Below are 19,724 nucleotides of genomic sequence, written 5' to 3' on the forward strand. Positions count from 1 at the left end.
CAATGAAATCTCCGTTATCCGTTCGCCACCACGGGCAGCCCAACTTCTACGTTTAAGCCGCCTTCGCTGGCGCGGGAAAGCTGCATATGGCCGTTGTACAAAGCGACAAGGTCGGTGACGATAGCCAGCCCCAAACCACTGCCAGAGCGCTGCTCATCCAGACGCTTTCCTCGCTGCACCGCCTGCTGGCACTGCGCGTCAGACATGCCGGGGCCATTATCACTCACGATAATAGTGAGCTGTTGTTCGTTAACCTGGACCTGCAGCTGAACATCGCTGTGCGCCCAGCGCAGCGCATTATCCATTAAGTTACCTACCAGCTCCTGAATATCTTGCCCATCCATATGCACGTTCACGTCACGCTGCCATGTTTGGCGCAGCGTAATGCCGCGACGCTGGCCAAGCTTGGCCAGCCCGGTTAGCAGCGGCGCTAACGTGGCATGCAGATCAATGGGGGCAAAGCGAGCGCCCTCGCCCGCCGCCGATGCACGCGCTAAATGATGGCGTACCGCGCTGTCTAAGCGCGTTAACTCCACGTCCCAGGCAGCACGGCTGTCTTCCGGCAGCTGGCGAAGCTGTAGACGCATCACACTCAGCGGTGTTTTCAGCGCGTGGGCCAGATTACCGGCCGTGTGACGCCCGCGCTCAATTAAGCGTTGGTCCCGCGCCAGCACCGCATTCATTGAGGCGGCCAGGGTCGCCAGCTCGTCGGGCAAGCGGGTGTCCAGCTGCTCTGCATGCCCCTGCTCTACCTCATGCAGGTTGGCACGCATACGCCGCAGCGGCGCTAACCCCCAGCGAACTTGCAGCGCCAAAACGCCTAATAGCAAAATGCCTAGGCCCGCCAAACCGCCCCAAAGAAGACGTTGGAATTCGCGAATATCCGCAGCTAATACATCGTCTCGCGCGGCAACGCTGATATGCAGGGGTCTTTCCAAAGGCGCTAAATAGATATCACGCTCAACAACGCGCAGCGATTGCCCGCGCGGGCCTGACAATGAGCGCGCGCTGAGAGTGTCATTGGCAATAACCGGCAGGCGTTGATCCCACAGCGAGCGGGAAGCCAACGTATGCTGGCCAGCATCGGTTATTTGCCAGTACCAGCCGGAGTAAACGTTATCAAACCGTGGGTCACCCAGCGCCCGATCGTGGACAAGCTGCTGGGTGGTGCGGTCATAGGTGACGCCGGCAATGATCACATTGAGCGTGGCCTCCAGGCGCTCATCAAAGGCCTGGGTCGCTGATAAATGGTAATGATGAGAAAGCAGCGTACCGGCAACAGGAAGGGCCAGCCCCACCATCAGCAGCACCGCCAATAGTAGCCGCACGCCGATGGAACGCCCGGCCCAACGCTTTTTCCATTGATTACGCCACGCAGAACGGGGGTGACTCATTCGCTGGCGGGCTCTTCTTCCAAGAGCCGATACCCCTGCCCCCGCAGCGTGGCAATGCGCCAGCTGCCCAACTTACGGCGCAGGCGGCTGACCTGCACGTCGATCACGTTAGAGTCCGGCTCATGGTCACGGTCGTATACGTGCTCTGAAAGCTCGGTACGACTCACCACGCGCGGTGCGGCATGCATTAAGTAGCCGAGCAGGCGCGTCTCTTGGGCGGTTAATCCCACCGGACGCCCCGCCAATGCGACGTGCTGCGTATGCGTATCTAAGCTGAGCTCGCCGGCTTTCAATATCGGGTGTGCATGCCCGTGGCTGCGGCGAACCAGGGCGCGCAGGCGAAAAAGCACTTCCGCCGGTTCAAAAGGCTTAGTGACATAGTCATCGGCACCTGCGGTAAAGCCTGCCGCTTTATCGGCCCAGCGCTCACGGGCGGTAAGAATGAGCACGGGCAGGTCAATACCATCTTCGCGCCAAGCCGCTAGCCAGCGAGTACCGTCACCGTCGGGCAAGCCTACATCCAAAATGAGCGTGTCATAAGCTTCCGTGCGCACCAAGAAATCGGCATCTTGGCCCGTGGCCGCATGCTCTACAAGCCAGTCGCCGTCGCGCAGCGCCTGACTTAGCTCGCGGGCGAGCGCGTGGTCGTCTTCTACCAGCAAACACTTCATGACTGACTACCCTTTTCTTATATAAAAAAGCTAACGGCGCATATCGTTAATGCGCACACCTTCAATAGACATTAGCTCACCGCTTTGGCCGTCAAATTCAAATTCAACGATCTGGCCTTGGGGTCCGAGCAGCTTAATTTCATACTCTACAAACCCGCGCTCACGCTCCACCTCAACTTCGAGCACCTCACCAATATAGTGAGCTTCAAGCCAATCTAAAATAGTGTCCAGCGGCACCACTTCACCACGATTCACCTCGCCATGCAGAGATTCCCAGGGCTGATCGCCCACTGCACTACTGACCAGTAATAGCGCTAAGGCTAAACTGGCAACACTGCGGCAAGCGCTTTTTTGGAAGCGGCCTAGTGGCGTTATAAGGTGACGTACGACATTACTCATAGTGCCAGAATGCCTAAGACAACATGAACGTTAGATGAACGGTTTTGTCAGCTTAAGGAAAGTATCCCAGTGGTATAAATTCCCTGTCGCATTGGCTGAGTGCCATTGATTCACGTAAATGATTCGTCACGTAAAGAAGGAATTTGCTATGAACACCATGAAAAAAATGCTGCTGATCCCGACCTCTGCCCTACTACTTGCCGCTGCGGCTGGCAGTGCTCAGGCTGATTCACTGCCAATGGATCGTATTGATGACGTATTGACCCACGCAAGCGACTACGGTTTCACCCATTACGAAGAAATTAGCATTAAAAACCGTGGCCGTGTGGAAGTAGAAGGCTGGTTGGACGATGAGTGGTATGCCGATATTGATTTCTCACTAGATGACGGCGAAACGCTGCAAGAGCAACGCGAGCGCCTAGTCACCGGTGCCTGGGGTATGAGCGAAGACGATATTCGCCAAGCGCTGAATGTTGCCAGCCAGGAAGGCATGGTGGAGTTTGAAGACCTCGACATGGATAAAAGCGGCATGATCGATGTTGAAGGCCGTGACGAAAATGGCCGTGAGCTGGAAATCAGCGTACGCCAAGGCGCTGATCAAGTCAGCGAGATTGATCGCGACTAATCTATCGCATCATCTCTACTAGCGGTGTTTTAAGCCGCCCTGCGGGCTCCCTTCAAGGGAGCCCGCTGCGTTATAGCCCCAGCAATAGCCAAGCGTCATAATGGCCTCAGCAGGAAGCGAATATAGCCGCAGACTGAGGAGAACGCCGTGCAAAATGACGACATTGATGGCCAAGCCCCCGGCGACACGCTACCCACCGCGGCGCTGCGTGATTTAGCCTGGCTAGCCGCCACGCCGGACCTTATTGAGATGGCGCCACCGATTCCCTGCGCAGGCCGCCCGACGCTTAAAGAACTAGGGCTGGAAAACTCGCTGTTGCCCTGGCTGCGTCAACTCCCAACACCTTCGCTAACAGCTTTAACGGGGTCGCGGGCCAATCGCATGGGGCATTATCACGAACGCCTTTGGCACACGTTGCTCGATCACTCCCCCAACACACGCATGCTAGCGCACAACGTACGCATTACGCGTCAGCGCATTACGCTGGGTGAGCTGGATATGCTTTATCGCACTCGCGACAACCCGGCACCGATACATTTGGAGGTGGCGATTAAGTTCTATCTGGGTTTGCCGGAAGGGCCTGGGGAGTTGCGTAGCCAAAGCCGCTGGATTGGCCCTGGCGGAGCAGATAGCCTAGCGCTTAAGTGTGCCCATTTACAGCGCCACCAGTTGCCGCTTTCCACAACGCTACCTGCGTTGGCAACCCTGAATCATTGGCTGGCACCGCGTGACCTGGGCGCCTCTAAACTAACGCTGGGTGAGCAGTTAACGCAACGGCTAGCCATACCGGGCGTTCTGTACTACCCCTGGAAAACGCCCTGGCACACAGAGATGCCTCCACCAGAGGGCGCCACGCTGGATCACCGCCGTGGCCGCTGGTGCTATTGTCGCGACTGGCCTGCGTTTGTCGCCAGCTCAGCTGCAGTACCCACGATAGCCTGGCTGGAAAAACCGCACTGGCTGGCACCACCGCTACCCAGCGTTTTTCGCCCCATTGATGAAGTGCTGCCCGGCGTCATCGGTAGAGTACAAGCTTGGCGCTCACCCCAGCAGGTCATGCTGTATTACCAGAATGAACGGCGCTATGAGCGCGTTTTTTTGGTGCCTGACGACTGGCCGCACCAAGTGCCTTTACCGCCGCCAGCTCGCTTATAAGACCACAAGATTATCGCGGTGAATCAACTCGTGGGCTTCCACATAGCCAAGGATTGCTTCAATTTGATGGCTGGGCTGCCCCGCTAGCTGGTGCGCCTCATCAGCGCCGTAGTTCACTAAGCCTTTGGCCACTGACGCGCCCTGCTCGTCCACGCATATCACCATATCGCCACGCTTAAAGCTGCCCTGCACATTGCGCACCCCAACGGCTAATAGGCTAGAGCCTTTATCGCGCAGCACTTTCACCGCGCCGGCATCCAGCACCAGCGTGCCGCGCACCTGCAGCTGCCCCGCCAGCCAACGCTTACGCGCCGCGATCGGCACCTGATCAGGTCGCAGCAGCGTGCCCAGCGACTCACCCGCCATTATCCGATTGATAACGTCAGGCTGACGCCCGCTAGCAATCACCGTGACCGCTCCGGAGCGCGCCGCCAGCTGCGCCGCACGCACTTTAGTACTCATGCCACCACGCCCTAGCGCACCGCCGCTGCCTGCAACAGCCGCTAAACGAGGGTCGTCGGCGCGCCCTTCGGCTATCATCTGAGCATTCGGATTATGCCGCGGGTCGGCATCAAACAGACCTTCCTGATCGGTCAACAGCAGCAGCGCATCGGCTTCCAATAGATTTGCAACCAGCGCTCCGAGCGTATCGTTATCGCCAAAACGAATTTCATCGGTGACCACGGTATCGTTTTCATTGATCACCGGCACCACGCGCATTTCCACCAACGTGCGCAGCGCCGACAGCGCATTGAGGTAGCGCTTGCGGTTAGAAAGATCGTCGTGGGTGAGCAGCACCTGCGCCGTGAGCATATTGTGGCGCGCAAAATGCTGCTCATAGCACTGGGTGAGTCCGTTTTGACCCACCGCCGCAGCGGCCTGAAGCTCATGCACCGCGCTGGGCCGCACCTGCCAGCCAAGGCGCACCATGCCAGCAGCCACGGCGCCAGAGGAAACCAGCACCACCTCAACACCGCGCTGATGCAAGGCTGCTATTTGATCCACCCAGCTGCCGATGGCCGGTTCGTCCAGGCCGCGACCATCGTTAGTCAGTAGCGCACTGCCGATCTTTACCACGACTCGACGCGCCCGACTCAATGCGCTGCGTCCGAGAATTTGCTCGTTACTTTCCATCCGCCCCACCTTTATCAGACACAATAAGGGCCGCGCGAACGCAGCCCTTATTAGCTTACTATCTTACACCCTTAGCTAGGTCACGCTATTTTGCCAAGCTATGGGGCGTATTCAACTTCAACATCATAATCATCGTCGTCGAAATCTTCGTCGTCTTCATCGTCACGCTTACGCCGACGACCCAGACGCGCCTCAGTACGCGCGACCGATTCTTCTTCCATGCGACGGCGCATTTCTTGCTCACGAATCAGCGCTTCTTCATCTTCGTGCTCAAGGCGACGCTGTTCGGTCAGCCAGCGATACGCCGCCTGAACCAGCTTATCGGTGCCATCGCTACTGATGGCCGAGATACGGAACACCGGGCCTTCCCAGTTAAGTGCCTGAATAATCGCCTGGGCGCGCTCTTCGCGTTCGTCTTCCGGCAGCAGGTCAAACTTATTCAAGACCAGCCAGCGCGGACGCTCAGAAAGCGCTGGTGAGAACTGCCCCAGCTCGCGCACAATCGCCTTCGATGCCGCGACCGGATCAGACTCATCAAACGGCGCTACGTCGACGACGTGAAACAGCAGCCGCGTACGCGTCAGGTGCTTCAAGAAGCGCAGCCCTAAGCCGGCACCGTCAGAAGCCCCTTCGATCAGACCCGGCACATCGGCCATGACGAAGTGTTCGTGCATGCCCAGCTTCACCACGCCTAAATTGGGCACTAGCGTAGTGAACGGATAGTTAGCGACCTTGGGCTTGGCGGCAGACACGGAGCGAATCAGCGTGGACTTGCCCGCATTAGGCATACCCAGCAGACCCACATCGGCCATTACCTTCATTTCCAAACGCAGGTTACGGCGATCACCGTCGGTACCGGTAGTGGTACGACGCGGCGCGCGGTTGGTCGAAGACTTAAAGTGGATGTTACCCAATCCACGCCGACCGCCTTCACCAACCAAGACCACCTGGCCGATCTCGGTCACATCCGCGATGACTTCCAAGGTATCTTCGTCAATCACCGTGGTGCCGACCGGCACTTTTACGTGCAGGTCTTCGCCGGCCTTGCCGCTCATTTGACGGCCCATGCCGCCCTGGCCGTTTTGCGCTTTATAAAAACGCTGGAATTTGAAGTCGATCAAGGTGTTAAGCGCATCGTCACCAATCAGGTAAACGCTACCACCGTGGCCGCCATCGCCCCCATCGGGGCCGCCCCTGGGCACATATTTTTCGCGGCGAAAGCTCAGACAGCCATTGCCGCCTTTGCCCGCCTCAACAATAATCGAGGCTTCATCGACGAACTGCATTGGATTCTCCCGGCCGCTTCCGCCGCCCTAATATGCAATACTTTTTTTCACCGGCGCTTTTATCCACCATCGGGGTAGCAAAGCGTATGCGAAAAGAGTTTTAACCGACAAAAAAGCCCCGCCATAGCGGGGCTTTTTTACGCAGCATCTATCTAGCGCTGCGTTTTTCGCTTATGCAGAAACGATGCTAACGAACTTACGGTTTTTGGGACCTTTGGTCTCAAATTTCACAAAACCGTCGCTCAGCGCGAACAGCGTGTGATCGCGGCCTAGGCCAACGCCTGTGCCAGCGTGGAAGCGCGTACCGCGCTGACGCACGATGATGTTACCCGCAGTCGCCGATTGGCCACCGAACAGTTTCACACCTAAGCGTTTAGACTCGGAATCGCGACCGTTACGCGTGGAGCCAGCTGCCTTCTTATGAGCCATTGCAAAAACCTCCTAAAGGGACAAACCGCTTACGCGGAAATTCCGGTAATTTTGACTTCAGTGAACCACTGACGGTGGCCCTGACGCTTCATGCTGTGCTTACGGCGACGGAACTTGATGATCGTCACTTTATCGCCACGGCCGTGGGAAACCACTTCAGCAGAGACTTTAGCGCCGCCAATCATTGGCGCGCCAATGTTGAAGTCATCGCCGTCTGCAACCATCAGCACTTCATCAAACTCAATCGTTTCGCCGGTAGCGACTTCGATTTTTTCGAGCTTGAGGGTCTGACCTTCTTGAACGCGGTACTGTTTGCCACCGCTTTTAATAATTGCGTACATGTCACTCTCCGGACTTGTCGTTAATGCCAATTACGCCCCGCGTAACCAGCGCTCATCGCCTTCCGCTCTTATCGACCTGCTGCGAGTGGCGCCCCTTCTGGAGCCATCTGACAGGGAGCATGATGAGTGGGTCGCGGATTATAACGACTATCTCCTCTTACCACAAGACTACCTGTACTCGTCAATGGTTGGGAGAAGCCATCACGGCTGAGCGCGCCTTGACGCCCAACAGGCAGCGCCATAGCATGAGCCCAACGCATCACCCTAACGAATGACATAACTACGGGCGGCACTTACCGCCTCCACTTGCCGCGATGAACGGATCCAATGACCGCTAACGTCTCCTCAGCCCAACCCGTCAGCCCAACGCCTTCACCGCTGCACGCCGTGGTGGCCGATGACTTCGCAGCCGTCAATCGGACAATTATTGAGCAGCTCACGTCTAAAGTGCCGCTGGTCGAAACCATCGGCCAGTACATCATTGAAAGTGGCGGTAAGCGCCTGCGCCCTCTATTGGCGCTTTTAGCCGCGCGCGCGCTCAACTACACCGGCGAAAAACACATCCCGTTGGCAACGCTGATTGAGTTTATGCATACCTCGACGCTGCTGCATGATGACGTGGTTGATGAATCACACATGCGCCGGGGCAAGAAAACCGCTAACGATGCCTGGGGCAATGCGCCGTCGGTGTTGGTGGGTGACTTTCTCTATGCTCGCTCCTTTCAGATGATGGTCGACGTGGGCTCCATGCGCATCATGTCGATTCTCTCCGGCGCCACCTGCATCATCGCCGAAGGAGAAGTGCTGCAGCTCACCAACATTGGCAATCCCAGCATTTCTGAGGCGGACTACTTCGAGACCATTTTGGGTAAAACCGCCATGCTGTTTGAGGCGGCTTCCCACAGTGGTGCCGTGCTGGCCCAAGCTACTCCCGAACAAGAGCACGCGCTTCAGTATTATGGCCGCTATCTAGGCCTCGCGTTTCAGCTGATTGATGACCTGCTGGATTATCAGGGCGACGCTGACGCCATGGGCAAGAACGTTGGCGACGACCTGGCCGAAGGCAAGCCGACGCTGCCGCTGATTCACGCCATGGAGCAAGGCACCCCAGAGCAGGCCAAACTCATTCGCCAGGTGATTCGCCAAGGCGGGCTTGAGCAGCTAGACGCCGTACTGGAAATTGTTCATGCCACCGGCGCACTCGACTACACCCGCCAGCGCGCCGAAGAAATGGCCGACAAAGCCCTTGAGCAACTGGACGCTCTACCGCCCAGTGCTTATCGCGACAGCATGGCGCAGCTAGCCCGTTTAGCCGTTGATCGTAAAGCATAAAAACTGCTCGATCACGCTATCAAGGGCTTGAAAAAATGACCTTGAATAAGTATTATCCACTCCCGCTGTTGAGCAGTGCTCGGCAGCTTTCGGAATATAGCTCAGCTTGGTAGAGCGCTGCCTTCGGGAGGCAGAGGTCGTAGGTTCGAATCCTGCTATTCCGACCATAGAATTACTAGAAACGGCCATTTCGCTTATCAAGCGATGGCCGTTTTTTTTGGATAATCGTTGGGCCTCCAGACATAACGGCTAGCCTTTAGGCCTTGATGCCGGGCTCACCCCAGGTGATAACTAGCCTGCTAATAAACATGTTAAGATTGTAGCCTTCGCTCTAAACACTTCTCCCTCTCTCTTGATGTGGAAACCGACTATTAGCTCATTAACGCATATTAAAGCCGTGCTGCTGTTTGCCAGCACCATGACGGTGATGTCGGGCGCAATCATTGCGCCGGCGCTACCGGGTATCAGCCGGCATTTTCCTGACCAGCCTCAGGTGTTGATCCAGCTAATTCTGACTATTCCTGCGCTGATGATTACACTGTTTAGCCCGCTCATGGGCTATCTGGCCGATCGGTTTGGGCGCAAGAAACTGCTGCTGATGATGCTGTTTATCTATGGTTTTGCAGGGGTGGCGGGCTTTTTTATCGATCGCGTGGATTTACTATTAAGCTCACGGGCCTTAATGGGCATAGCGGTGGCAGGCATTCTCAGTATCAGCACCACGCTGGTGGGCGATTATTTCGATGGCCACGAGCGCATGCGCTTTCTGGGGCTGCAAAGTAGCTGTATGGCGCTGGGCGGAGTAGTTTTCATTAATCTGGGGGGAATACTTTCCGATTGGAGCTGGCGCGGACCGTTTTTACTTTATCTAACCGGCGTTCTGCTGCTGCCGTACGCATTGGCAGTACTTCAGGAGCCCAAAAACACTGGCATCACCAGCAGTGGCGTAAGCGATGCGCCTGTTACCGTGGATTATTGGCGTACCGGGCTGGCTTATTTTATCGCCATGATAAGTATGATGATGTTTTACATGTTTCCCGCGCAACTTCCCTTTTTGCTTTCTCAGTCAGGCGAAATCAGCGGTTTGCTGATCGGTATTGCGCTTTCCATGGCCGCTCTTACGGCCAGTATCGTTGCCTTTGGTTATGGTTACTACAAGCCCTTCCTATCGGTCATGACGATTTATATCTTAGGTTTCTTGCTGGCAGCCGCCGGATTTTTGGTGGTGGGATTAACCACAAGCTATGCCATGGCGATCGTCGGTGCGGCTATTTCCGGCCTGGGGCTGGGCGCTTTTATGCCCAACACCACCACCTGGCTAATGCGCATTACGCCTCAACGGGTGCGCGGCCGAGTGTTTGGCGGCTTTACCTCGACCTTCTTTTTCGGGCAGTTTGTGTCGCCGGTCGTGGTCGCCCCCGCGTTGATTTGGCTCGACTCCTTGCGCAATGTTTACACCGCCATGGCGGTGCTTTGCTGCCTATTAGCAGCCGCGCTGCTGATACTGAGCAACACCTATTTACGCGCCGACAGCCAGCTTTAGGCTGCGGCGCTTTAGCCCACGTTACGCTGGCGGATGAACCAGCCCCACCACGCTAACCAGCAGTAATACCCCACCCAGAATGCGAAAGAATAGGCCCGTATCCGCTTTAAGCATATAGCGGTGGGCCTTCTCGCCCAGAAGATGGCCAAGAAAAGCGCAGGGCAGCAGCCACAGCTGATGGATTAGCTGAAGGTCTACGCCTGCAATCAGGAACGAGACCATCTTGATGACTACCAGGATAAACCACAGCACAAACATGGTATCCCGCAGCTGCTCTTTGGCCACATGCGTGGCGAACACCGCCACAATCAGCGGTGCACCAATCAACGAGGTGCCGCTGACGTACCCACCGAGCGCCAGCAGTACGTAATCAACGTATTTATTTTTACTCTTGAACGGTCTGTTGAGTACGTAGCCAATGGCATAAATGAAAACAATGCCAAAAATAATACTGGTCATGACCTGAGCGGGCAGCGTCAGCAGCCCTATCACGCCAATAAGCTTAGGGATGATCATGATTTTCAAGGCTTTGAAAAGATAGCCCCAGTCAATATTGCTCTCTGCAATTGGAGCCCCCAGCCCTTCTTTTTGCAGTTGGCGATGCCCGCTCCATGCAATCCAGCTGGAAAAAATCATCAGATGAATAGCGATAATCGGCAGAAAGACGAGTGGCTCGTTCACCACTAACAGCAAAAATGGTAGCGCCAGCACCGCACCGCCAAAACCCAGGCTGGTTCTCACAAAGCCGCTCCAGGCGAAAATCAACCCGATAAGAAGATACTGGTACCAGAATAAATCGGTCATTGGCTCGCTTACTGGTCTTTATAAGTGAAAGTAATCGCCCAGCGCACGCAAAAAGAGTGGCTTTCCAGCGTTGTCCAAGAGGCCTTGCGTGTACCTTCTCAGGTCATAAAGCAGTTCAATCCTCAGCCCTTTAAAGATTAAAGAAAACAAAACAAAAATAACAACTCTTATCGTCACATCCTTTGCTATCTTGAAAATGTATGAGGGCGTCAATACGACCAACCACGAATACGGCTTATTTCAACGGACGACAGGTCGCTGCCCACCAGTGCCGACTTGCTGAAGGGCACCTTAGTAAGTGCTCGATAAAAGGAGTAGACCATGCCAGAGACCACTATTGGATCGTTTCGCGAGTCAATCGACCGCGTGTCATGGGGAAGCGTCATTGCTGGTGTTGTGACCGTCCTCGCCCTTTCTGCTCTGCTGTCACTTCTTGGGACGGCGATCGGCTCTAGCGTGATTGACCCGATGTCCGACAACCCCTTTGATGGGCTGGGTACTGCCTTTGGCATTTCTTCTGCCATTTTCTTGATTGTAAGCTTTGCCGCAGGTGGTTTTGTGGCTGGCCGCTTGGCCAATAGTAACGGCTTCATACACGGATTTTTGAGCTGGGCAACCGCAACCATTCTGTCTTTAGCGCTGATTGGCTTCGCTGCTGGTCAAGTAGCATCGAGTGGTGCTAGCGCTATTGGCTCGATTTTATCAGGCGCCGGGCAGGTGACGGGGAGCGTTGCGCAAGGCATCGGCAGTGCAACATCGTCACTTGGCGAACAGCTGAGCGAGAATTTCGACTTCGACCCAGGCACTGACTCACCGTTGGATGACCAGAACATTCGTAATCAGGTTAACCAGATACTGCGCGACACCGGCGCTGAGTCACTGCAGCCAGAGCACCTACGTAACCAAGCGCAAGATGCCGTCGGCGATATTCAAACAGCCGTTAGAAGCCTTGCCAATAACCCTATGGAGTACGAAGCCATCCTCAATGAGCTGCTTGAAAAAGAGCGCGCTCGGCTTGAAAACATCCAGCAGGACGTAGATCGCGATGCACTGGTCAATGCCCTAACAAGCAACACGGATATGACCGAGCCCGAAGCTGAAAACTTCGTCGATGAGTCCATGGCGCGTCTTGATTCAGGTATTAATGAGCTTGAGCGTCAAATCGACCGCTTAGAATCCCGCATTCAGCAGGCTCAAGAAGAACTTGCGCAGGCAGAGCAATCGCTGCGTGAAACTGCCGAAAACGCCACCGAGAGTATCCGCAACTCTGCTCTGATGATCTTCATTGCCATGATTATCGCGGCACTGATCAGCAGCGCTGCCGGTTTTGCGGGTAGCAAAACGCAAACTAAGCGCCGCATCGCTTAAGCTAAGCAAAACGCCCGGCGATTGGGGTTAACTCCAATCGCCGGGCGCTTCAATGTCATCCCGCCTGCTGGCTAGTGCTTAGTCGTTCAATACGAGTGTTTGGAAAGCTTTATAGGCCGCCACTACCGTTGCCATTTGGGCGGTATGCGCTTGCACAAATGCATCGCCGGTTACGGTCTCGTCAGGATATTCGGTAATCAGCATTAATGGTGTTAGCTGATCAGCATCTTCCGACATGAGATAAGGAAAGCCATTCAGCACCGGAAACGTGAGCGCGCCCGCATGGGTTTCAAACAGCGCGATTTGCGTAGCATTAAGCTCGACAAGCCCCGGCACTTGCGCAAGCGCCTGAGTAACGGCTTCGACTAATTGCATCGCCGCCATTTCCCACCCTGGCTGGTGGCGAAGAATCAAAAAGAATCCCTTAGGAATCGTCCACATTTCAAAGCCACGGGGCACGTAGCCCGTTAATGGTCGCGTCCATTCATGAGCAGGATAGCCATGCAGATTAACATGCAGCCCGGCACCGCTGGCCGCAAAAGCCTGTTCGCGAATAGCGTGTTCGAAAGGTTGGCCTAGCGGCTGACTCTGCAGATCATTACCAAAAGCGGTATAGCGCGCGGCATGATGCATATGACGCGGCTGCGTGGCGATGAGCCGATTCTGCAGAGCGTAGCCGTCGGGATTCTCTAAAGGAGAAATAACAAAGTGTGCCTGCGGTTGCGCGCCAAGCTGCTCAGCCGCACGCAATGCCCCGACAACACCCGATGTTTCGTTGGCATGCTGCCCAGCACTGATCATCACAGCACGGTCACTGCCGACGACATAGCGCGCTTCTACCGCTCTGCCCGCACGAGTACTTGCATACAGCGCTTGGCCGCTCAGCGCGACCAACGTCTGCTTGACCTGCTCTGTGCCAATAGCCTGCGAAGCAGTATCTAGCGCCACGGCGGCACGTGGCGACGGCGATGAGTCCAAGGGCCGTAAGCTCACTCGCAAGTAGGCAGTTTCACCCTGGGTCGACACTTCCGGCACAATCTGGCCCGGTTGAATCGAACGATCTCCCAATGCTAAGCCCGCCTGGCGCTGAAAATACTCCAGAGTAGAAAAATACAGCTCTTCGTGGAGCGCTTCGCTGAGGCTAATATGCTCATCGTCCCACGCCAAGCGGCGGTCGCTGCTGGGCAAATGCACCGTGAAATTGAGTTCTTCGAAGTACGGCGATGCGTTCTGCCACCGCGCTGACGCTAGCGTCGACATCGCCGCCTGATAGAGCGCTTCGTAGTCTGTCTCAATCACCGATTCACTCATTTCGCCCTCAGGCGAGGTTAGCCGCAGCCAACCGCAGGGTGAATACTGGTCCTCGCCAACATGATCTTGATGATACCGGTTGGGCGCGGCGACACGATACGTTTCCTGATTACCTGAGCTGCGTTCCACCTTAACGCTGTAGTGGGTCGCCGATGTCTCAACGCCCTCCCAGCGTAACGTAACGTCTTTTGGAAGCAGTGCGGCAAGCGGATAAGCTTCTAGAAGAAACCGACGCGACGAAGGCTCCAACACCGGATACTCAATCACCAGTGACGTCAGTGACACCCAACTAAGCTCTTCCAAAAAGAAATGCACTAGCGGCTTGTAGGCACTGCGTAGGCAAGCGCTGACCCCGGCCGCTTTGAAAGCAGCCTGCGTACGTTGACGCTCGGCTTCGTCATCAAACACCCAGGCCTCTAGGCGATATCCTTGATAGGCGGGCGTGGCGTATGTTTCCAGCAAGGCACGCGTGGTGCGGGGAAAAGAGCGCTCAAGTAGCGTCGTTACCTGGGTGCTATTGGGCCTATTCATAACGAGGTACGTCCGGTGGGATCAAGCGCATCGCGCAGCCAGTCGCCGAGCAAGTTAAGCCCTAGCACGGTTAACAAAATAGCTAGGCCAGGAAACACGCTAACCCACCACGCCGTTTGCAGATAAGTGCGCCCTTCTGCCAACATGCCGCCCCAGCTAGGAATGACGGGGTCTACGCCTAGCCCTAAAAAGGTCAGGCTGCTTTCCAACAAAATGTTATTCGCCACGTTAAGGGTCATCAGCACGATGACGGGGCCAATCAAATTGGGCAGCAGATGTTGGAAGAGAATGCGGATATCTTTTACCCCGATCGCTTTGGCCGCCAGGATAAACTCGCGATCTCGTAGCGAAAGCACCGACCCCCGAACTAGGCGCGCGTACTGCACCCACTGGGAAATAATCAGCAAGATGATCATGTTGGTCAGGCCACCACCAATCACCGCAATAAAGGTAATCGCCAATAGAATGAAAGGCAGCGCGAGCTGTACATCGGCAAAGCGCATGACAATCATGTCTACAAATCCGCCGTAGTAGCCGGATATTAAGCCCATAATAATGCCGATAACTACCGCACCAAGTGCAGAGTACACCCCGACTTTCAGCGAGATTTCTCCGCCGATAATGACCCGAGCCAGTACATCCCGACCTAGCGGGTCCGTGCCGAAGGGAAAGCCAGCTTCTGTTAACGGCGGCGTTAAGCGATAGGCTAAATTTAACTCCGAGCCGCCGCCCGGAAACAACCAGCCAGAGAAAATAACCGCCAGGCCAATACCACCAAATAGCAGCACACCGAGAATAAACTCTAGGTTTTTAAAACGTTTTAATTTATCGGTTTTGAGAGCAGCCATCATGGTTATTCCTTACGTACCCTAGGGTCGACCAAGCCATAAGCGATATCAACGATCAGATTGATAGAGATGATCATTAACGAGAGCACCGTAATTACGCCCTGCAAGACGGGATAGTCACGCGACGACACCGCTTCGAAAGCTAGCGTGCCCAGCCCCGGCCAGTTAAAGACTCGCTCGACCACGACAATACCGCCCAGCAGCCCGCCAAACTGCAAACCGAAATAAGTAATCAGCGGGATAGAGCAGTTGCGTAGCGCATGCTTGTAGAGCACCACGTTATTAGAAAGCCCTTTGGCACGCGCCACCATAATGTATTGCGACCGCAGCGTATCCAGCATGGTCGTTCGCACTAGGCGTACGTTAGTAGCGGTCAGAATGATCGCCATTGTGGCAGCAGGCATAATAAAGCTAGCGATTCCCTCCATACCACTGGGCGGCAATAGATTGAAGGTAATCGAGAAGAGCAGCACAAGCATGATAGCTAGCCAAAAGTTAGGAAAAGAGAGCCCTATCAGGGAAAAAATCCTAATCATTTGATCCGGCCACTTGCCTCGCGATACTGCCGCTTTAATGCCTAACGGAATAGAGATCACAATAGACAACAGCAGTGAAACGAAGGCTAACGCGAGGGTCGCAGGTAAGGCACGCCCAATGAGGTCACTTACCGGGGTGCCACCCATAAAGCTGCGGCCAAAATCGCCCACTAATAAGCCACGCAAGAACTCCAGATACTGCGCCAGGAATGATTGATTCAAGCCTAACGCTTCACGAATTTTTACCAGATCTGCCTCGGTAATACTGCCCGCGCCCTGCGCTAGCATCACTGCTGGGTCGCCGGTAAGCCGAATCGCAAAAGACACGATTAGCGTAACGGCAATCACCACGAAAATAGCCTGCAGTATTCGATATAAAAGAAACTTTGCCACTATGACCTCTTTGCTCTTAAGCGCGTATCGCCGTTAGATGAAGTGCCTGCTGTCACGTATCCGGCCGCTCTTTCAAGCGGCCAGGTTGCATCACGTTTCAGTCAGCGACATCGACATCGGTCAGGCGCATACGGTTATCCGGAGCAGGCTCAAAGTTCTCGACGCGATCGTTCACACCGTACAAGGCATTAATACTGTAAAGCGGCATTTCCAGCGCGCGATCTTGGGTATAGCGTGCAATCGCCTGAAGCAGGTCTTCACGCTCATCCTTGTCTGAAATACTGCGCTGTGCTTCTAGCATTTCATCTAATTCAGGGTCGCTGTCGTAAGGATTCCAGCGCTCGCCGCTGTGGTACATCAGGTAGGCCGTATTATCGAAATCGAACGTCCAACCACCCCACTTTTGTTGGAACATCTCGCCCGTACGCCCTGCGGGAATAATGTCATTCAGCAGCACATTGGTTTCATAAGGCTGGATTGAGGCGGTCACGCCTACGGCCTGCAGATAGGAAGCGACGACTTGAGCCACCTCGCCAAAGGTCGCGTCGTTACCTCGCACATCAATCTGCACGGTAGCGCCAGGCTCGATGCCGGCATCATCCAACAGCTGGCGAGCCTGCTGTGGATCATAGGGCAGCGGTTCCATTTCAGGATCATGACCAAACGACTGAGCGCCCTGGAAGCTGGCAATCATCTCGCCTTCACCCGCTAAAATTGCGTCAATAATAGCCTGGCGGTCGACGGCCATGATTAATGCTTTACGCACGCGCTCATCGGCGGTAATACCTGACTGGGTGTTAAAACGAATCGCTTCCACGGTCGGTGAAGGTACGCTGACAATGCTCACACCGTCGTGATTTTGGATCGTATCAATCATACCGATTGGAATAGTCGGTGGGATGACGATATCAACACGCCCTGCCTGCAGCTCAGCAACAGCGGTGGAGGGTTCAGAAATAAAGCGATAGGTTACATTTTCCAGCTTCGGCGCCCCGCCCCAATGGTCGGCAAAGGCTTCCAGCTGGATATCCTCACGAGGATTGTACGCCACCACCTTGAAGGGCCCAGTGCCAACGGGATGAGTATTGAAATACTCGTCGTCATGCTCTTCCAGGTAAGCCGGAGGTACGATCATTGCACCGTAACCAGCAAGCTTGGTCAATAACACCGGATCCAGCTCATTGAGATGGAAGTCAACGGTGTAATCATCAATGATTTCTACGCTTTCAATCGCGGTGTAGTTAGAACGCTGCGGCCCTCGCGAACCTTCCTCGCCCAGTAAACGATCAAAAGTGAACTTTACCGCTTGGGCATTGAAGGGTTCGCCGTTATGGAAGGTGACGCCTTCGCGTAGCGTGAAACGAATACGGGTGCCGTCATCCAGCTCCTCCCACTCGGTAGCCAGGCCGGGCACCAGCTCCAAATCAGGCCCGCGATACGTTAAGCCATCGAAAATATTGGTGGCAACCGACGCCCAATTGACTAGAAAAGTATCGATAGGATCCCAGGTACCAGGGTCCTGGGGTGATGCGATAGTTAACGAACCCGCTTGTGCCGATGCTGAAAAGGCAACGCTTAAGGCCAGGCTCGCGATCACGCTATTGAGCACCGTTTTAGTTTTTAGCATGTTAGGTTTTTGCATGAGGTTCACTCCTGTTTTTTGTCACTAACCTTGCTAGAAAATAACGAGCAAGGTGTTTTTTTAGAGCACTATCTGCCGGGCGGTCGCTCAACAGGCAACTAAGATGCCAAACGCGCGTCAGTGTCGGTTTCCTGAGCAACGAAATGACCGGTGCTCACCTGCACTAACGGCACATGCTCAGGCTCATCACCGACCTTGCGAATGGGGCTGAGGATATCGCCTTGTAGCAACACTCGCTCTCGCCGATGGCCAGGGTCCGCCACTGGCACAGCGTTCAAGAGCTTGCGGGTGTAAGAGTGCTGAGGTGTATCGAATACCGCTTGACGCTCACCCAGCTCGACAACTTGGCCTAAGTGCAGCACTGCAACGCGATGGCTCATTTTTTCCACCACCGCCATGTCATGGCTAATGAATAGATAGGCCAAGCCTTCGTCTTGCTGCAACTCCATGAGCAGATGAATAATCTGCGCCTGAATTGACACATCTAGTGCAGACAGCGCTTCGTCCGCAATAATCAGCTTAGGCTTGGATGCCAGCGCACGCGCGATGCAGACTCGCTGCCGCTGGCCGCCCGAGAACTCGTGAGGATAGCGATCAGCCTGCTCTGCGCTTAGCCCAACGCGTTCCAACAGTTGATCAACCCGCTGGCGTATCGCTTTTGTACCGTGCAACAAACCATGGGTGCGGATCGGCTCAGCAATCGAAAAGCCCACCGTTTTGCGTGGATCTAAGGAGGCGAACGGGTCTTGGAAGATGTACTGCACCTCCTGGCGCAGGCGCATTTTTTCGGCGCGCGACATGTCTGCTACCGCCTGGCCGTTAAAGCGTATCGTGCCGCTGGTACTTTCTTGCAATTGCTGAATAGTGCGTCCGATAGTCGATTTTCCAGAGCCTGACTCACCGACTAGCGCCAAGGTTTCACCAGGGAAAATAGTGAAGCTGACATTTTCTACCGCATGCACTCGATGGCTAATGCCGCCAAAGAAACCCTTACGAATATCAAAGCGAGTCACTAGGTTTTCCACCTCTACCACCGGAGTGGCATCGGTTTTAGCGGTATCCTGCGTTTTGCTTTCACCCCGCGTAACCGCTGCATTCGCCTTAAATTCAACCAAAGGGTCCATTCGTGGCAGCGGCTCGCCTCGCATACTCCCCAGCGTTGGCACTGCGGCGAGCAAGGCTTGAGTGTAGGGATGCTGCGGATTGGCAAATATCTCCTCCACTGTGGCTTCCTCTACCTTCTCGCCATGGCGCATGACCACTACTTGATCGGCCATCTCTGCCACTACGCCCATGTCATGCGTAATAAAGATAACCGCCATCCCCAGCTCCTGCTGAAGGTCGCGCATGATGGTAAGAATCTGGGCCTGAATCGTCACGTCCAGTGCCGTGGTAGGCTCATCGGCTACCAGCACCTTGGGTCGGCAAGCTAACGCCATGGCGATCATTACCCGCTGGCGCATGCCGCCCGATAGCTGGTGAGGGTAGCGCTTCAGCAGTGCTTCTGCATCGGCCAAGCGCACCAACTTAAGCAATTTGACCGCCTCAGCTTGTGCCGTGGCCTTGGTATGTTTTTCATGCAGGACGAGTACTTCGGTAATTTGGTCACCGATAGTGTAAACCGGGTTCAGCGACGTCATCGGCTCTTGAAAGATCATGGCAATTTCCTTGCCACGTATCTTGCGCATCGCCTTATCGGAAAGCTGCGCGAGGTCTTGCGTTTGCCCACCCTCGGCATCGCGACAAAAATGTATCGAGCCTTGGGTAATCTCAGCGTTCATGTATTCAACTAAACGCATGATGGCAAGTGACGTCACCGACTTTCCTGAACCTGACTCACCGACGATGGCGGTTGTCTTGCCAGGATAAACATCAAAACTTAGATTATTAACAACGCAGTTAGAACCAAAATTCACGCTCAAGGAGCGAACCGATAGCGCGGGTGTCGTTATCACAAGATGCCATGCTCCCTGCTCGTGGGC

Annotated in this window: 18 protein-coding genes and 1 tRNA gene; 6 read left to right on the plus strand and 13 right to left on the minus strand. The window is 55.0% G+C overall.

What is annotated here, in order from left to right; translation table 11 throughout:
- Positions 1 to 14 precede the first annotated feature (14 nt).
- From ACT3RP_RS16315 to ACT3RP_RS16325, 3 genes are read right to left on the minus strand one after another with little or no spacing between them, the layout of a single operon-like run.
- Positions 15 to 1,394, minus strand: coding sequence for an ATP-binding protein (locus tag ACT3RP_RS16315; protein ID WP_483394171.1), 1,380 nt, complete (start codon positions 1,392 to 1,394; stop codon positions 15 to 17).
- Entirely contained in the window at positions 1,391 to 2,065 is a 675-nt protein-coding gene (locus ACT3RP_RS16320) for a response regulator transcription factor (RefSeq protein WP_096276329.1), read from the minus strand. Before ACT3RP_RS16320 ends, ACT3RP_RS16315 begins: the two co-directional genes overlap by 4 nt.
- Positions 2,066 to 2,095: 30 nt before the next feature.
- Positions 2,096 to 2,464: a PepSY domain-containing protein gene (locus tag ACT3RP_RS16325; protein WP_441672895.1), complete on the minus strand. Its 369-nt coding sequence runs from the start codon at positions 2,462 to 2,464 to the stop codon at positions 2,096 to 2,098.
- A gap of 148 nt (positions 2,465 to 2,612) precedes the next feature.
- Between ACT3RP_RS16325 and ACT3RP_RS16330 the strand changes: the two genes are divergently transcribed.
- Together ACT3RP_RS16330 and ACT3RP_RS16335 are read left to right on the plus strand one after the other, a co-directional pair.
- Entirely contained in the window at positions 2,613 to 3,089 is a 477-nt protein-coding gene (locus ACT3RP_RS16330) for a PepSY domain-containing protein (protein WP_441686380.1), read from the plus strand.
- Positions 3,090 to 3,236: 147 nt separating this feature from the next.
- On the plus strand, positions 3,237 to 4,244 hold the full coding sequence (locus tag ACT3RP_RS16335; protein ID WP_444625783.1) for a DUF1853 family protein: 1,008 nt from the start codon (positions 3,237 to 3,239) through the stop codon (positions 4,242 to 4,244).
- Here the strand turns inward: ACT3RP_RS16335 and proB are convergent.
- The 4 genes from proB to rplU form a co-directional block, all read right to left on the minus strand.
- Entirely contained in the window at positions 4,239 to 5,378 is a 1,140-nt protein-coding gene (gene proB, locus ACT3RP_RS16340; protein ID WP_483394172.1) for a glutamate 5-kinase, read from the minus strand. The two genes, ACT3RP_RS16335 and proB, sit on opposite strands and share 6 nt — an antisense overlap.
- Positions 5,379 to 5,476: 98 nt before the next feature.
- Positions 5,477 to 6,664: an Obg family GTPase CgtA gene (cgtA, locus tag ACT3RP_RS16345; protein WP_441686386.1), complete on the minus strand. Its 1,188-nt coding sequence runs from the start codon at positions 6,662 to 6,664 to the stop codon at positions 5,477 to 5,479.
- Between the two features lie 171 nt (positions 6,665 to 6,835).
- Positions 6,836 to 7,093, minus strand: a complete 258-nt coding sequence (gene rpmA, locus ACT3RP_RS16350) for a 50S ribosomal protein L27 (protein ID WP_096276340.1) — start codon at positions 7,091 to 7,093, stop codon at positions 6,836 to 6,838.
- Between the two features lie 29 nt (positions 7,094 to 7,122).
- Positions 7,123 to 7,434, minus strand: coding sequence for a 50S ribosomal protein L21 (gene rplU, locus ACT3RP_RS16355; RefSeq protein ID WP_235041063.1), 312 nt, complete (start codon positions 7,432 to 7,434; stop codon positions 7,123 to 7,125).
- A gap of 327 nt (positions 7,435 to 7,761) precedes the next feature.
- On the opposite strand from rplU, the gene ispB reads away from it, so the two are divergent.
- The 3 genes from ispB (at position 7,762) to ACT3RP_RS16370 (ending at position 10,309) form a co-directional block, all read left to right on the plus strand.
- Positions 7,762 to 8,766, plus strand: a complete 1,005-nt coding sequence (gene ispB, locus ACT3RP_RS16360) for an octaprenyl diphosphate synthase (RefSeq protein WP_483394173.1) — start codon at positions 7,762 to 7,764, stop codon at positions 8,764 to 8,766.
- A gap of 90 nt (positions 8,767 to 8,856) precedes the next feature.
- Positions 8,857 to 8,933 (plus strand) — tRNA-Pro (locus ACT3RP_RS16365).
- 230 nt (positions 8,934 to 9,163) lie between these two features.
- Entirely contained in the window at positions 9,164 to 10,309 is a 1,146-nt protein-coding gene (locus tag ACT3RP_RS16370; protein WP_444672370.1) for an MFS transporter, read from the plus strand.
- A 21-nt stretch (positions 10,310 to 10,330) separates the two neighbouring features.
- Here ACT3RP_RS16370 and ACT3RP_RS16375 read toward each other — a convergent pair whose 3' ends face one another.
- On the minus strand, positions 10,331 to 11,113 hold the full coding sequence (locus tag ACT3RP_RS16375; RefSeq protein WP_441686392.1) for a TSUP family transporter: 783 nt from the start codon (positions 11,111 to 11,113) through the stop codon (positions 10,331 to 10,333).
- 321 nt (positions 11,114 to 11,434) lie between these two features.
- Here ACT3RP_RS16375 and ACT3RP_RS16380 point away from each other — a divergent pair, with 321 nt between their 5' ends.
- Positions 11,435 to 12,481 carry a YrzE family protein gene (locus tag ACT3RP_RS16380; RefSeq protein ID WP_444625779.1) on the plus strand — a complete coding sequence of 349 codons (1,047 nt, stop codon included), beginning with the start codon at positions 11,435 to 11,437 and terminating at the stop codon, positions 12,479 to 12,481.
- A gap of 78 nt (positions 12,482 to 12,559) precedes the next feature.
- Here the strand turns inward: ACT3RP_RS16380 and ACT3RP_RS16385 are convergent, their stop codons facing one another.
- From ACT3RP_RS16385 to ACT3RP_RS16405, 5 genes are all read right to left on the minus strand, one after another.
- Complete coding sequence (locus ACT3RP_RS16385) at positions 12,560 to 14,323, minus strand: M14 family metallopeptidase (RefSeq protein WP_483394174.1); 1,764 nt, start codon at positions 14,321 to 14,323, stop codon at positions 12,560 to 12,562.
- Positions 14,320 to 15,174, minus strand: a complete 855-nt coding sequence (locus tag ACT3RP_RS16390) for an ABC transporter permease (RefSeq protein ID WP_441686398.1) — start codon at positions 15,172 to 15,174, stop codon at positions 14,320 to 14,322. Before ACT3RP_RS16390 ends, ACT3RP_RS16385 begins: the two co-directional genes overlap by 4 nt.
- A gap of 2 nt (positions 15,175 to 15,176) precedes the next feature.
- Positions 15,177 to 16,100, minus strand: a complete 924-nt coding sequence (locus tag ACT3RP_RS16395) for an ABC transporter permease (protein WP_096276391.1) — start codon at positions 16,098 to 16,100, stop codon at positions 15,177 to 15,179.
- 97 nt (positions 16,101 to 16,197) lie between these two features.
- A complete protein-coding gene (locus ACT3RP_RS16400) occupies positions 16,198 to 17,727 on the minus strand; it encodes an ABC transporter substrate-binding protein (protein ID WP_483394207.1) in 1,530 nt (509 codons plus the stop codon).
- A gap of 113 nt (positions 17,728 to 17,840) precedes the next feature.
- A complete protein-coding gene (locus tag ACT3RP_RS16405) occupies positions 17,841 to 19,697 on the minus strand; it encodes an ABC transporter ATP-binding protein (protein ID WP_441686400.1) in 1,857 nt (618 codons plus the stop codon).
- Between the last annotated feature and the right edge of the window lie 27 nt (positions 19,698 to 19,724).

This window comes from Halomonas sp. AOP5-B2-8, assembly GCF_052376475.1.
Taxonomy (GTDB): Bacteria; Pseudomonadota; Gammaproteobacteria; order Pseudomonadales; family Halomonadaceae; genus Vreelandella; species Vreelandella casei.

Bases quoted from the DNA above. Each gene is read 5' to 3' on its own strand.
- ACT3RP_RS16315 (WP_483394171.1), bottom strand. From the start codon at position 1,394: ATGAGTCACCCCCGTTCTGCGTGGCGTAATCAATGGAAAAAGCGTTGG.
- ACT3RP_RS16320 (WP_096276329.1), bottom strand. From the start codon at position 2,065: ATGAAGTGTTTGCTGGTAGAAGACGACCACGCGCTCGCCCGCGAGCTA.
- ACT3RP_RS16325 (WP_441672895.1), bottom strand. From the start codon at position 2,464: ATGAGTAATGTCGTACGTCACCTTATAACGCCACTAGGCCGCTTCCAA.
- ACT3RP_RS16330 (WP_441686380.1), top strand. From the start codon at position 2,613: ATGAACACCATGAAAAAAATGCTGCTGATCCCGACCTCTGCCCTACTA.
- proB (WP_483394172.1), bottom strand. From the start codon at position 5,378: ATGGAAAGTAACGAGCAAATTCTCGGACGCAGCGCATTGAGTCGGGCG.
- cgtA (WP_441686386.1), bottom strand. From the start codon at position 6,664: ATGCAGTTCGTCGATGAAGCCTCGATTATTGTTGAGGCGGGCAAAGGC.
- rpmA (WP_096276340.1), bottom strand. From the start codon at position 7,093: ATGGCTCATAAGAAGGCAGCTGGCTCCACGCGTAACGGTCGCGATTCC.
- rplU (WP_235041063.1), bottom strand. From the start codon at position 7,434: ATGTACGCAATTATTAAAAGCGGTGGCAAACAGTACCGCGTTCAAGAA.
- ispB (WP_483394173.1), top strand. From the start codon at position 7,762: ATGACCGCTAACGTCTCCTCAGCCCAACCCGTCAGCCCAACGCCTTCA.
- ACT3RP_RS16375 (WP_441686392.1), bottom strand. From the start codon at position 11,113: ATGACCGATTTATTCTGGTACCAGTATCTTCTTATCGGGTTGATTTTC.
- ACT3RP_RS16380 (WP_444625779.1), top strand. From the start codon at position 11,435: ATGCCAGAGACCACTATTGGATCGTTTCGCGAGTCAATCGACCGCGTG.
- ACT3RP_RS16385 (WP_483394174.1), bottom strand. From the start codon at position 14,323: ATGAATAGGCCCAATAGCACCCAGGTAACGACGCTACTTGAGCGCTCT.
- ACT3RP_RS16390 (WP_441686398.1), bottom strand. From the start codon at position 15,174: ATGATGGCTGCTCTCAAAACCGATAAATTAAAACGTTTTAAAAACCTA.
- ACT3RP_RS16400 (WP_483394207.1), bottom strand. From the start codon at position 17,727: ATGCTAAAAACTAAAACGGTGCTCAATAGCGTGATCGCGAGCCTGGCC.